Below are 13,880 nucleotides of genomic sequence, written 5' to 3'. Positions count from 1 at the left end.
CCTGGGATCTATCCACTAAGCGCAAAAGCCCCAATTTGACAGGCTCTATTATTACAGTGTTGTCCTTAGGTGTGAATGCTAGTCGCTGGGTCTCTCCATTTTCCTTTTTCACTGAAAGATAATAGTTCCCCATTGGAAAACCACGTCCAGCAACATTGGATTTATGAATAAAAGCACCATCCACAGCCCGATAAGATTCTGCACCCCAAGCTGTTGTCATCAACACATAGTTGGTGCATGGTGCTTGGGTGGCAAGCCCCATACAAGCCCTTGCATTTTTACCGGCACCATATACTTCCATATCAAAAGAAGTCACAAAACCGTCCTTCGCCTGGGATCTATCCACTAAGCGCAGCGGCTCCGCAGGTGCTGCTGGAACTCCAGGGTTGGGTCTTGGAGTGGGTGCTGGTGTAGGTGTTACTATTGGACTGGCTGCGCCACTATGGGCCGCCACGACAGAGGCAAACCAACGCTGGGCCATTGCTTTTTGCCCTGCAAAAGAAAAGTGTATACAAGACCCCGCCGGTCCTGAGTAACGATATCCCTCCCTTAAGTCATCAGATTCAGGGCCTCGATAAATATTAGGATAACTCCACAACCTTTCCTGACTGCTGCGCAATTGTTGAGCTGTGTATTCCCGATACGGCTGAATACCCACACATCCATCATTCAAGCGATCAGGTCCAAAAGTTGTCCTCGCCACCATCCACGAAGAGTTCATACCAATGGCTCCGTCGAAAGAGCCTTTTAAATCCAAAAAGCGAGCTGCATATAGAGTGGCAGCGCATCTCTCCAACGTGCTGGGTGTACACTCTTCAGCGTACATATCGGACTCGCCTTGATGCCAAAGAATCATTTTAAAACCACCGCTCTGGTCTTGCAGATATTTTGCTGCAAACACCAAACGTTGATACAGATGATAGTCCTTAAAAACGTTTTCTAAATTTGCTCCCATACTGAGAGGCTGCGCTCCGGGAAGCCACTGCGTGATCGCGGTGCCGCCCACTGCGGTGTTCAAAAAAGCCACAGGGACATTGTATTTTTGCGCCAACATATCACCCAGCTCTGGCCAGTTAGACCCCTGCCCCTTGCCATTGGTAGATTCAATCAATACCTTGTTTGGATCTACCGTTGCAAAAGGTAATGGGTCTGCTGCCGGAGCCCAAGTATTATGCTCAGGGTCCGCCATCACCACTTTTGAATTTTTCGAGGCTGTTTTAACTTCTGCATGTTGAGCAGCATTGGACTGACCCGCGATGAGATAAACATCCCCCACTCCAAACTTGCTCACATCGGAAAAGTAAATTTTCTTTTGCGCGCTATCAATCTGACGAATCTGCAAGGAGTACCATCCCCCCGCGCTCAACAATAACGGAAATTCAAACTCTTCAACAGAGGCTTCAGCAACGCTGTAGGTCTTATCAAACAAAATCATAGATTCCATCAGAATAGAGACGCGGACTTCTTGAACACCTGAGGAGGCTTTTTTAAAGCGCAAAGGCACCACAGCCGCATCATGAGCCGTTTTACCATTCAAAGAGGCCGAGGCCTGTCTTTGATAAACCTGATTATTTTTAAGATTGGGAATCAAGGTTTCGGAATTCACCATTCCATATTGAGAACTGTTTCTGGAACTCTGAGATTCCACCAAGGTACTGCTTGATCCCTTCAGACCGGCGGCATAAACAGCCGCTAAGGGCTGGGACTCGGCAAGAAAATCCAGAGTTTTAAATCCACTGCAATTTTGAAAAATTGGCAGAATTGTCATTGATAAAATTAAAAATAGAGAAATCTTTTTGCATTTTTCAAATTTCATACGGTTCCCCTTAATACAACAACATCCCTGCCAATCATTACAAGGTGCGGAATTACTCGCTCCTTTCTACTTTACAAAATTTAAAATGATATTTCACTTTCCGTCTTAGATAGAACAAAAATCACCCGCAGAACATCTCACTTTAAGAAATCACCTTCCTTCAATTGTGTAAAGAATAAGTTCGCCGATAGTCTTGAAGACTTTCAAATACATTTGTAGGAATTCCAGCTGATGCCGACGGACGTCGTCGCTATAGTGGAAATCTAGCAATTCTTCGTGTTTGAAGAGTGCCCTGTCAGTGTTTCTAGATGAAGGCACGATGGGGTTGTCCCCGGGATGCGGTTAAGCTGCGCACCAAAGCCACCAAGGGAGCAGGTTTATTAGCGACTTCTTTTCTTCGGAACCTTCTTCTTTAAGACAGGATCAGATTTTACATACTTTTTTGGTTTTCGCGTAGCAGCCAGCGTTCTTTCAGGACTGCGTGATGTCGGAGCCGCCTCAGCTGGTTCAAGCGCAATCTGAAATTGCGCAGACCTCTGAGGCAAAAGATCGAAGCTTCGACGCACAAATCCCTCTTTGAAGACCTCAATCCGGTGAACTTTATTAACCGTCAGATATAGCGGCAAAGGACCATTTACAAGGTACTTCTGGCCGTCGACCAACATCGTGACGCCAATAGGGTTAGTGACAAATAGCACCGATACATCCGGAGCCTTTTCCTGACTCAACATCTGTATTTCTTCAACCTTCGGCGATTTCCCAAAATGAATAGCGCCCGCCAGAAAGAAAGACACCGCAACTCCCGCCACCGCGTACTTCAAGGCGGGATGGCCACTCTCATCATTCGTACTGACGACTCGCATCTGCATCGCCGTCGACATGGCCGGTATCGGAGGCTTCAAAAGCGGCGCTTCTCCCTTAAACGTAACTATCGTGGATTCCAAATTATAATCAATATCGTTAGGAAAAACGATGGCACCAAATAATCTAAAGTCTTCCAATGTATTCAAATATTTCTGAGAAAAGCAATCATTCTTCAAGTATCGACTTAGTTCATGAGACGAAAAATCCGGATAACGAGAATTGAGTACAAAGTTAATATCTTCGATCAACTCACGAGCGCTATCATAGCGCCGCTCGCAGTTGTGGTGTAAAAGCCTTTCCAGAATATGTCGGCACGAGTCATGCCCTATCATTCCAGAAAAATCTAGATTCCCTATGCGGTACCCTCTGACTAAGTCTTTGATCTCGTCAACAGACTTACCGGCAAAAAGTCTGCGGTTGTTTAACATTTCCCATAAAATAATTCCTAATGAAAACAGGTCACTCCGTTGATCCACAGAATGTCCAGATATCTGCTCTGGACTCATATAGGCAAACTTGCCTTTGACGCTTCCAAGAATCGTCTGCTGCTTAACCCCTTTTGCGATCCCAAAATCAATGATTTTCACTTCACCATGGAAGGTCAGCATCAGATTGTGGGGACTAAGATCTCTGTGAACCAGATTTAACGGCTCTCCCGATGACGGATCCAGCGCATGGGTGGCATAATTCAATCCCTCTGCCACTTCTTTAATGACATATAAAGCAATTGATAGATCCACAGGACGCCCCCAATCACGATGAAGGGCCAAAAGTTCTCGCAATGATACGCCGTGAAGGAACTCCATAACCAAGTACGCTTGCGATTCCGTCGTACCAAAATCAAATGTCTGAACGATATTTTTGTGATTCAAACTGGCTGCAATCCTCATTTCATCCAGGAACATCTTAATTACTTCGGGACTTTCCAGATACTCGGGCAAAGTTTGCTTTAACGCCACCAGTTTGCCCCGCCCATACTTTGAAGTGGCACGGGCAAGGAAGACTTCCGCCATTCCCCCTTGTGCAACTGATCTGATGATTTCATAGGAACCGATACGCTTTGCCATACCTTTGTTATCGGAACAGGGGCTCATCTATGAAGACACTTCACAAAATCAGTGTTCTGCGAAAAAAAGAACGCCCCTCCTGCTGTCCCTCTAAAACTAGAACAATATCTCAGCCGGTAAAGTCTCATTCCTGACCTCCAAACCTTTAGTTTCAAGTCAGTATCCCGAAAAGTACACTTATGACAAGATTACTAAAAAAATGGGGATATCCATGCACTTTACTAGGGATAGCTTTCTTGACTGGGATATTGTTCCAAAACTGCAGTAAATTCCCATCTACATTCCAACAAGATTTTGCATCTCAAAAGGTGGCTTCTTCCACCGCTGAAGTCTTTAAGGGTAGAATCTTAATGGGTGATATGCTGGTCAACGTCCCCGAAAACGGTCCATCCAAGAACGAAAAAGCCATCGGCTATGCCACCTATCGCTCCAGTCGCTGGCCTGGCGGCAAAGTCTTTATTGACGTCGAAACCCATGCAGTTCCTATGAAGCTAGTGACCCTTCTTAAAGAAGCCTGCACCGAGTGGACGCATGGATCAAAAGCGGAATGTATTTTTGTAAAGCCCAATCAGGTAAAGCACCCTTTATTTGTAACTAATTTCAACTTAGGTTGCTGGGCATCCCTAGGCTATAATACAACTGTTTCACATCAGCGTACTTATGCCAATCAAATGAATATGGAAGGATACTGCTTCACGAAGCATGATGCCCTTCATGAAATGGGTCATGTCTTCGGCTTGATTCACGAACACCAACGTTTTGACCGCGATTCTTATATAGAAGTGGACATGAATAACATACGACGTGATTCACATGCCTTTGATAAAATAGGTGCCCTTCTAGATCTTAAAAATTATAGTAAAAAATATGATATCGACTCAATCATGCACTATGGCCAATTCACCGCTGCCAATATCGACATAAGCAGGCCCGCCTACACTATCAAGACAGGTGGCACTAACTATGGCTTTCAAACATTCTTAAGCGCTGAAGACAAGACTGCTATCGCGGAAATTTATGGGCATGCGAATGCGCCAAGCAGCAATGAAGTCATTGGCTACATCGATGGCATTTCTGCAGGCCGCGTTGTAAATGGCTGGTTGTGTAATAAAGGTATTGCGAAGTCTATTGCCTATCATATCTATGCAGGTGCCCCAGGAAAGCCGGGCGACATCTGGGTTGGTGGTGGAGCCGGTAACTTGCGCTCGGAGCCACAAGTGGTAGCTTCCTGCGGGGTGAACTCTGGGTCCTACAGATTTAGCTATACTTTGCCACCAGAGACGGTTGGTAAGTCTATTCATATCTTTGGTATCTCGGAAAGCGGAGACAACAAGAACAATGCTCTCAGCAGATCAGGAACGCTGGTCGTACCTACTCCTACTCCTACTCCACCACCCGCCCCGGAATGTCAACACTCCGTAGAGCAAGCTAATAATGATAGCGCTCTGGAATGGCATTGCGGATGCAATAAGGTACCAAACGTCGGAAATAAAGCCGGCTGGGTAAAGCAAGCTGACGGCTGCTTTCACAAAGAGCCCAGCTACTTCTGTGCAAATAAGAAAAAAGTGTACTTCACTTGCGACACAAAGCCCAAAGGTAGAAACTGGAATAGAGTTTCAGATTCTTGTTACCATCTAGGTACCAATCAGAGCTGCAGATAGTTGAAAGAAAGATTGTTCTGATTTTGCCAGAACAATCTTCCTATTAATCGCCTGCCAAAGAGCTGACATAAACACGAAATCATATTCAAATATTCTCAGTGGAAAGAGGAAATGATGAGACCTCAGATAATTGACTACGATTCAGGCGCAAAATTTCTTAAAGACTATTATGCTTATCGCAAGAAGAAAAACCACAGATTTTCATACGACAAGTGGGCTAAAGAGATCGCCTATCCATATCGCTCAAACTTGTGCCTAGTTACTAATGGACAACGACATATTCCAGCATCGCTACAAGGATGCCTGGAAATATTTCTTTTCAAAACAGATTCAGAAAAGAAATATTTTAATATCCTTTGTCAGGCTCAACGCGCAAGAACGGAAGAAGAGAGACGTCTTTTTGAGGGACTGCTCTGCAGCTTGCGCATGCAAAGCCAAGAGCCTGCGAATCACAAAGATGAACCCATAGCTTCTTAACCAATTCGCGCCAGAACAGCGCACTGTTTTTCTCGAGACGTACGCTGATTAAATCGAAGGTGAAGTTGAGCTTACAAAAGTCACAACCTCTCAAAGTCCTTCTTTAAATGAACAATGGGTTCGTTTTCACCAAGCCCCTCGAAGACATAAGAATTGAAAAACTGTCGGCTCTTAAAAAGATTTCTATCCACAATGCTGACCTCAGCTTCATCACAAACCTTAGACCAATTATTCACGATAGCCTGGGCTATTTGTTCAACCATTTCGACAGCTTCACTTCGAGATATCAAAAAAACCTCTTCGGCAGCATCCAGACACAATGAAATCTGACTGCGCCGATCTTCTCCCTTAATTGCCATCGCCTGATTGGCGACCCCACCAGTTCGCATTTGAGGACAAATATCATAGGCCGGAGTCAAAGACAGCCTTTCCCCATCCCAGAAAGCAGCGTGATTTCTGGCGTGGTCGTCTGTATTTCCGGAAAGAATATTAAGTACGATACGACCTAAAAGCTCTTTCAGCGTTTCCTTGGCCTTATCGAAATCGATACGAATGATTTCAGCCAAGTCTTGATAGCTTGCATATCTGGCCATATTTTCATCCAATCGCAACATTGTCAGTGCAGAGACCATGGACCGCCTGGTCCACTTGTCTTTTTTCTTCACTCGGTCAAAGCGCTCGATAAGTAAGACATCTTTATGAGCAGCCCTCACCTGTTTTACATTGGCAACATTCATTCCTGCCAATGCCGCCAATCGCATTGCTATGTATTCACCCTTGATAACGCTGTAGGTATCACTTGTTGAAGAAAACTTGGCGATATATTTGTGATCACCATCATCAATCAGGGCCTTCGGACGCGCCCCACCAATGGCGGTCCCGTGATAAAGAGCCCGCTCCAGACTTGACGGCAACGGTATGCCTTTTTCAACAGTCTCCGCAGCCTCCATCAATATTTCTAAAGAGACCTCTTCCATTTGGCGTGGTTCATACTTTTCTGCCGACAACTGAAAGTCCAAAGCTCCTATACGGTCGGAACCGGACTCAAGCATATAAGCAAGCTCAGTCAAATCATCTGTATTGATCTGATCTCCCTGGGAACCGAATTTCCTATTTATAATAACCCGCCTGCCCCAGGCATCGGGGGCTCCATCACGTATACATCCTGGCATCGCCAAGCCTGCAAGAGGCGCAATGATACCCGGTCTCAGCGGAAGCTCTGGTTTATAGATAGAAATGTTATTCGCTTTTTTTAAGTACTTCTGACCATAGTTAAATTGCAGACTTGAACCCACTTGTTCAAGACGTCCGGCTACGGTGGGTTCTGTTTCTCCGGGCAACCAAATCCAAACAAAGGACTCACTATAGGATCCTGATTTAGAAGTCATCATACACCTCTTCATCTGCCAGACTTTTACGAATTCTTTTGGGCAACAGAGCTAGCTTTTCACTTGTCTGCGATAGCAACCCTGTAAAGCTATTCTCGATCTCAAACAGGCGAATACCGGCGATATGCGCCACATTAAAAACAATTCCAATCTCGACAGCCGGATCGCCCTTCTCTATCCTTTGCAAAGTAGAGCGGGCAATTCCAGCACGACCTGCGAAATCCGCTTCGCTCATCTTTCGCTTTTTTCTTTCTAATTTAATTTGCTGCCCCAGCAATAGAACTGCCTCTTTACTATACTTCAAATAGGATCTTCGCACTCCCGCCCCCATTTTTGATCCACATAAAAGGCATTAAATAACCTTATGACCTTTATATAGATCATAATATGACTTACTCCAATTACAAACAAGTGAAATACAAACAAAAATGACCCATATGGAGGGCATTATCTAACGTAAAGCCTCCCATATGGGCCATTAAATGCAAAAACTAGCCTTTTGCTGCGCTCCCCATTTCATGAAGCCCCAGACAGAACATTTACTTTTGATAAGACATAAAATAAAAAGCGGCACCTTTTTTTACAGCGCCAGCGCCTTTCTCTTTATAACGAACAATCGCCTTCCACTGCATTTCAGCCTCTTCACAGATTGGAACACTAAAATCCAACTTATAAGTATCAGGCCCTACTTTTTCCAGCTTGGGTCTGAAATAACCCATATTGATCTCAGTCCCGGTTAAATCAATATCTTCGGGGACTATCTTGTCACTGGAAACTTTCACTCGGAACTCAACAACCTTGGATGTCTCAACAGGCCTAGGTGTAATATCCAAAGATATCCACTCGTTTTCCGAAAGTTCAATTCGACATTCTTCTTGATGGACAGGACACTTCTTGGTGTCTTCCGTAAGAAGCACCTCTTCTTCCTTCGCTGGCTTGACCCAACTAATATTAAGTTTGCCCTGCTCATTCATCCCGCACATAACCTCGCCGTTCCAAAAAAAATAGAACACGAATGCGCTAATTCCAGTTACCAAAGTCAGTGAAATTATAAATAAATATTTCTTCGTCATGCAATTAAACTATACTGCTCTTACTGCACGATCAACATCTCTGAGGTTCTTCTTGGACGAAAAAAAATACAGCCCCACTTTAAAGAAGGCACTTGGCCTTGTTTTCTTCAGCGTCCTTCTTCTCAGCTTAGTAAACTGGTATATTGCGAGATCTGCAGTTCGCGGCGTGGACTTTACCTTAAACCATCGCGGCCAGACATGGCGCTTCATAAATCACGCAAAAAAAATCAACCTTATTTATTTCGGCTACACAAGCTGCCCCGATGTATGCCCTCTTGCACTTAGCATTACAGCGACTGCGTTTAATAAACTAAGCTCCGAGGCTCTCGCGCAAATCCAATTCGTCTTTATCAGCGTGGACTATCAGCATGACTCGCCAGAAAAAGCTGCACAGTATGCGTTTCACTTCCATCCTCATTTTATCGGACTTACCGGTTCGGAAAAAGAACTAAGACAGACAGCGAAACTTATTGGTGCCAGCTTTATTCTGCAGGACAAACCAGATTCTTATCTTGGATATTCTTTAGCCCATACCGACAAAGTATTTTTTCTGAATGAAGAAGGAACAGTTCTATCAATCATATCCAATCCTCGCTCAGCCGACGAAATTTTATCAAAATTAAAGGAGTACCTATGAAATCCCTCATCTTTTGTTATACATTTATTCTGTGCTTTTTTGTCTCTATTCAGGCACAATCCACAGATCTGACCTTTAAAGACCCCACAATTCGCTTTAATACCAATGCCACTGTTGCTGCGGGATATACGACCATCACAAACAATACAGATAATCCTGTTTCTCTCATTGTAGAAAAGGCCACTGGCTTTAAAGCGGTAGAACTGCACCAATCCTTTGAAAAGAAAGGCCATATGTGGATGGAAAAAGTAAATTCTGTCACCCTTCAAGCGAAGAGCTCTTTTGTACTTAAACCAGGTGGCCATCACATCATGCTATTCGACCCCGAAAAGAGCTTTAAGGACGGCGATATCATCACCATTTCATTCAGAAGAGACGGCAAGTCTATGCAAGAAAAATTCAAAATAACTGTCCCCACTGCCGGTCACAATCATAGCCATCACTAAGAGAACCCTAGTAATGTTCTGTTTTTCCCGGAACATTGCTACTATTGACTTGAATTATTCATAGGACTAATAGGTCTGTGATGCCAAGCTCCCCTCCCCATTCAGATATTCAACTTTTGACGCTTCTGTACCAGCAAGGAAAGTTTCACGAAGCTTCAAAGCTTTCTTTCAAGTTGTGGAAATCAACATCAACGGAACGAAGTGGTCAACAATGGGTGTATATTGCACGCCTTTTATTCCAGTGCCATTTTGAATTGCTCATGCATGATAGAATCGAATTCGTGTATGATGAAATGTTACAGAATGCAGGCACCCCGGATCCGATCGTTAGGTCTCATATCCTGTATCTATTGGGTATTTGGCAGATGGCCAAGAACTCTCCGAATCAAGCAAAAACACTCTTTGGATTCGCACTAGAAGATGCCACGACCAACACGGACTACGAATATATCGCTAGGTCTCTGCACGGCCTGGCCTTCGCAGCCATTCTAGAAAACAAAGTAGATCAGGCGTGGGCCTTAATCGACAAGGCACTGACACTACTTCGAGTAATCAACCACGTTGATCTAGAAATCAGCTGTCTCTTCATAAAGGGCCTGGTGCTTATTGGACGGAAACAGCATGATGAAGGCCTTGATCTGTTCTGGCTATGCTATGAAAAATCCAAGCGTGAAGGTTTAAACTATCTTGCAATGAACGTATTGGTGCAGTTGGCCGACACCTATCTATCGATGGGTAAGCCCCACTTGGCGGAAACCTACACCACCCTCATAAAAACAGGACTCGACGAAAAACAGCAGCCGCGGCTACATGCTTTCTTTCAGCAACGCTTAGGACCTTTGAATACTGCACCCTTTGAAAGGGACTTAATCATTTATACAAATAACTTCAGTATCAAAGTTCACCGCAAAGGTCACGTGACCTTCAACAACCAACATATCTTGTTTGATTTGGTGACAGCACTGGCGCGTCGCCCTGGAGAACGGCATTCAAAGGTCATGCTCATCGAATCAGTATGGAAACTATCTTACGATCCCGCATTACATGACAATCTAATTTATGTATCGATCAAGCGTCTTCGCACTCTAATAGAACCGAACCCCGACTCACCAAGGTATATTCTGCGCGATAGAATGGGCTATTACATCCCACGGTCTATATCCATCACTATAATTCCTCACGGAGCAATCCATGAATAAACTCTCAGGTGATCCCATTCTAGTCTGGCCCGTGAAAGCTTGCTTATCCCTTAAACAGTTTTTGGCAATCTAGACTGTTCTGTTTCAAATAAGACAGATAGTCACATATCCTCGTGTTCTATTCTCAAATTGCCTTAAGAGCACCTCTCAAGAGGCCGAATAAAACTTGAGAATAGCTTAGTTACTGCAACGTTCATTGGTTCCTTTGTGATAGCAGCCGCCGCCCGCGCTACTCCAACCTGCGCCAGGGTTTCCCTTCTCACAACGGTAGTAAGTTCTCGTATTTCTATCGGTACAGAAATACTTGTCTTGATACGGACGGTGATAGCAACCACCACCCACATCCGTCCATCCGGACATGTTGCCCGTACATTCGCAGGCAAACTCTGTCAACCCCGTGCTATTACCGAAAGTGCCTGTGCTTTTACAAACAGCCTGTGATGGAGGCGGTGCAGGCGCTGGAGCTGGCACAGGATTCGAGGCGATACTTTTTGGCGTAAAGGTCAGTTGATGGCGACCTCCATCCGAAGTAATTACAGTTGTATAGTAATTACCCATCGGGTAACCACGACCAGTGACATCGGATTTTTGGATAAAGACATCTTCACTCTTGCGATAAGAGGCTTGTCCCCATGCCTGAATCAAAGAAACAAAGTCAGTGTCTTTGGTGCAACCACCACGCCCTACAATCCCGGTACAAGCTCTTGCATCTTCACCAGCACCCCAAATTTCTTGATCGAAGGCCGTGACAAAACCATCTTTACCTTGAGAACGGTCCACGATACGAACCGAACGAGGCTTTGGAGCTGGGGTTGGTGCAGGTCCTGGACTCGGTGCTGTCACAGATCCTGGAACAACAAGTTCTCCCGAACGCGTAAGTGGACTGTTTTTATTGTCCCCGCTTACCGAGATACCAAAGATATGAATAGACTTACCAACCGTCTCTGGTGGCAAAGTATAGCTAAATCTGTAGGCCCCAGAGTTCACCCCGCAGGAAGCTGCCACTTGCGACTCCGAGCGTAAGTTACCGGCTCCACCACCAACCCAGATGTCGCCCGGCTTTCCTGGGGCACCCGCATAGATATGATAGGCAATAGACTTCGCAATACCTTTATTACACAACCAGCCATTTACAACGCGGCCTGCAGAAATGCCATCGATGTAGCCAATGACTTCATTACCACCTGGGCTTGGGGCCGGAGCAGGTGCAGGAGCTGGCGTCGGCGGAACAGGAGCTGGGGTAGGTGCAGGGTTCGGAGCCGGTGTGGATGGTGGATTTGGCGTTGATCCTCCTGGAATAACCACAGATCCTCCGGCCGTAATTACAAGATTCGGGCCTCCTGATTTCGAAATCCCGTAAGCATCAATTCTTTGACCTGTAAGTCTTCGTGTTTGTTCAGCAGTCAGGTCATAACGGAAGCGATAGTGCCCTTTATAAGTTCCGCAAGATGAGCGAACCTGATTTTCACTCTGCAGATCTGCTCGCGTAGAACCAATCATTTCAGAACCTGCATACATGTGTAAATCAATGGATTCGTTGATAGTTTGATCACAAGCCCAGCCAAATACTGAAGCCTTGCCATCTTTCATCTCAAGGCTATAGGAACCCATGACTTGTGGTTTCGGGACATCGTCGCAACGAATCGACACTGTCATAACCGACTGCTGAGAACGCGTCCCCCCAGTCGTCATTTCATGCCGTTCATTTGTCTTAAACTTTGCAAAGATCTCGTTACCACTGACGACATATCCAGCGGAATTTTGAGAACGCAATTGATCGACACTTCCTACTCGCGGCAACTGTTCAATCGCGCACTGCTGTCCAAGTCCAACAAAACGAACCATCGGCGACACTTCGTTCATACCTGTTGCAGCGAATTGAACCCGCATAAGTGGGTTGATCTTTCTAAAATCGTTAAGAACGTCACTGCGTCTGAATACAACAGTGTAATCATATCCCGTCAGCATACTGAATTTGTTGTTCAAGCCGCGGACATTTGGAATCATCAAATAGTCAAAACTGCGATCCAAATCCACGTTCGGACTATTAACAGGCATAGAAGATGGCCCATCATTTCTATATACAAGGAATGGAACTCCACCACCACCTTGATAGCTGTTGTTCACAGCAACAAAAATACTGCTTACATTCTTTTGCCCGTCACAAATCACAAAGCCGTCATATCCCGCTTCGGAACGACAACCTGGGTAATTAACAAACTCATTCTGAGGAACAACAACAGACCCAGCACGTCCCGTCAAAGTTCCATCTAAATCTCGTTGATGAGTTCCGTTTGTGACGTCATACCAGCCACTGGTATAGTTCTTTTGAACTGCATCTTTGCCCAGCCCAAGTGAAAACTTGTAGACTAGATTACTTGGAGACATATAAATGCCCGACGACAAGTTCATATACTTGTTGTGACCGCCGATATCTGAAAACGCGGCGGATGTGATCTCATATTCGGTTCCATGAGTATTCACAAATGTCTTCTGAGTAGAAAAATTGAGGAAATTCACATTGTGAACTTCGGCCGGTCCATCATAAAGAACAACACCTATTGGCTGTTTACCCCAGAACTTACCGTCCGTGTACATATACTTCTGATCGCTGGCACCATGATTATTACTACGCGCAATAATAGTAGAATTCGTCAGGGACTGGTTATAACCCACCCACCAGTTCCAACCATTATCAGCCAAAATATTGCGATCAAAAACTGCCGTATTCCCACGATAGTAGATCCCAGTGATGCGATTCTTAAATACTGACAGGTTGCTGTAAACAGGCGTAACAGAGGGTCTATAGTAAGCCATCTCAAGAATCTTATCGTTAGGATTGCGCGGATTATTCGCACTTCTTCCTCCGGTCGCTCCATCCCAATTGATACCCACAACATTCGCGTGGGCTACGTTATTGGAAAAATCAGTCGTAGGCGATACGTTAGGACGTGGCACAACTTGTTGCCCTGCGATAGTCACCGGCTGTTGGTTGATGATCCGGCCATTTGTATTTGGCTGATCACCAGTGGTGAACGACATCCAAAATCCCGTTCCCTCTGTTCCTGATACTACGTTTTCCCGAACAGTATTTCTAGGGTGGGAAATCCAGAAGCCAGACATAGCTGAGGCACGATCTTCCGCAAAACCGCCTTCTCTGTCCGATTCAAGCAGTATTTTGTCTGCCAAAGGACGTCGTCCATACATCGCAAGATTTCCGATCAGGATATTATCGATTTCATCATGATCTTC

10 protein-coding genes and 1 pseudogene are annotated in these 13,880 nt (G+C 45.1%); 5 read left to right on the top strand and 6 right to left on the bottom strand.

Annotated elements, in window-relative coordinates; all coding sequences use genetic code 11:
- A partial coding sequence (locus AC04MQ_RS19120) for a sialate O-acetylesterase (RefSeq protein ID WP_475392870.1) occupies positions 1–1,816 on the bottom strand: 1,816 nt, incomplete at its 3' end.
- Positions 1,817–2,196: 380 nt separating this feature from the next.
- Entirely contained in the window at positions 2,197–3,747 is a 1,551-nt protein-coding gene (locus tag AC04MQ_RS19115) for a serine/threonine protein kinase (RefSeq protein ID WP_475392869.1), read from the bottom strand.
- A gap of 179 nt (positions 3,748–3,926) precedes the next feature.
- Between AC04MQ_RS19115 and AC04MQ_RS19110 the strand changes: the two genes are divergently transcribed.
- Both AC04MQ_RS19110 and AC04MQ_RS19105 read left to right on the top strand, forming a co-directional pair.
- Positions 3,927–5,408, top strand: coding sequence for a M12 family metallopeptidase (locus tag AC04MQ_RS19110; protein WP_475392868.1), 1,482 nt, complete (start codon positions 3,927–3,929; stop codon positions 5,406–5,408).
- A 111-nt stretch (positions 5,409–5,519) separates the two neighbouring features.
- A complete protein-coding gene (locus tag AC04MQ_RS19105) occupies positions 5,520–5,885 on the top strand; it encodes a hypothetical protein (RefSeq protein ID WP_475392867.1) in 366 nt (121 codons plus the stop codon).
- Between the two features lie 80 nt (positions 5,886–5,965).
- Here the strand turns inward: AC04MQ_RS19105 and AC04MQ_RS19100 are convergent, their stop codons facing one another.
- From AC04MQ_RS19100 to AC04MQ_RS19090, 3 genes are all read right to left on the bottom strand, one after another.
- Positions 5,966–7,273, bottom strand: coding sequence for a type II toxin-antitoxin system HipA family toxin (locus AC04MQ_RS19100; RefSeq protein WP_475392882.1), 1,308 nt, complete (start codon positions 7,271–7,273; stop codon positions 5,966–5,968).
- On the bottom strand, positions 7,263–7,577 hold the full coding sequence (locus AC04MQ_RS19095) for a helix-turn-helix transcriptional regulator (RefSeq protein WP_475392866.1): 315 nt from the start codon (positions 7,575–7,577) through the stop codon (positions 7,263–7,265). The genes AC04MQ_RS19100 and AC04MQ_RS19095 overlap by 11 nt, the downstream gene beginning before the upstream one ends.
- A 235-nt stretch (positions 7,578–7,812) precedes the next feature.
- On the bottom strand, positions 7,813–8,346 hold the full coding sequence (locus AC04MQ_RS19090; RefSeq protein WP_475392865.1) for a hypothetical protein: 534 nt from the start codon (positions 8,344–8,346) through the stop codon (positions 7,813–7,815).
- Positions 8,347–8,398: 52 nt separating this feature from the next.
- Here AC04MQ_RS19090 and AC04MQ_RS19085 point away from each other — a divergent pair, with 52 nt between their 5' ends.
- From AC04MQ_RS19085 to AC04MQ_RS19075, 3 genes are all read left to right on the top strand, one after another.
- Positions 8,399–8,983 carry an SCO family protein gene (locus AC04MQ_RS19085; protein ID WP_475392864.1) on the top strand — a complete coding sequence of 195 codons (585 nt, stop codon included), beginning with the start codon at positions 8,399–8,401 and terminating at the stop codon, positions 8,981–8,983.
- Positions 8,980–9,429, top strand: a complete 450-nt coding sequence (locus AC04MQ_RS19080; protein ID WP_475392863.1) for a copper chaperone PCu(A)C — start codon at positions 8,980–8,982, stop codon at positions 9,427–9,429. The genes AC04MQ_RS19085 and AC04MQ_RS19080 overlap by 4 nt, the downstream gene beginning before the upstream one ends.
- Positions 9,430–9,545: 116 nt before the next feature.
- Positions 9,546–10,628 (top strand): winged helix-turn-helix domain-containing protein, encoded by a 1,083-nt coding sequence (locus tag AC04MQ_RS19075; RefSeq protein ID WP_475392862.1) that lies wholly within the window; start codon positions 9,546–9,548, stop codon positions 10,626–10,628.
- Between the two features lie 177 nt (positions 10,629–10,805).
- Here the strand turns inward: AC04MQ_RS19075 and AC04MQ_RS19070 are convergent.
- A pseudogene (locus AC04MQ_RS19070) lies at positions 10,806–13,880 on the bottom strand (hypothetical protein); the annotation flags it as partial.

The organism is Bdellovibrio sp. MYbb2 (assembly GCF_056175685.1).
Note: the sequence above shows the minus strand (reverse complement) of the source record. Positions and strands in the feature narration are given on the sequence as shown.

Bases quoted from the DNA above. Each gene is read 5' to 3' on its own strand.
- AC04MQ_RS19105 (WP_475392867.1), top strand. From the start codon at position 5,520: ATGATGAGACCTCAGATAATTGACTACGATTCAGGCGCAAAATTTCTT.
- AC04MQ_RS19080 (WP_475392863.1), top strand. From the start codon at position 8,980: ATGAAATCCCTCATCTTTTGTTATACATTTATTCTGTGCTTTTTTGTC.
- AC04MQ_RS19090 (WP_475392865.1), bottom strand. From the start codon at position 8,346: ATGACGAAGAAATATTTATTTATAATTTCACTGACTTTGGTAACTGGA.
- AC04MQ_RS19115 (WP_475392869.1), bottom strand. From the start codon at position 3,747: ATGGCAAAGCGTATCGGTTCCTATGAAATCATCAGATCAGTTGCACAA.
- AC04MQ_RS19100 (WP_475392882.1), bottom strand. From the start codon at position 7,273: ATGACTTCTAAATCAGGATCCTATAGTGAGTCCTTTGTTTGGATTTGG.
- AC04MQ_RS19110 (WP_475392868.1), top strand. From the start codon at position 3,927: ATGACAAGATTACTAAAAAAATGGGGATATCCATGCACTTTACTAGGG.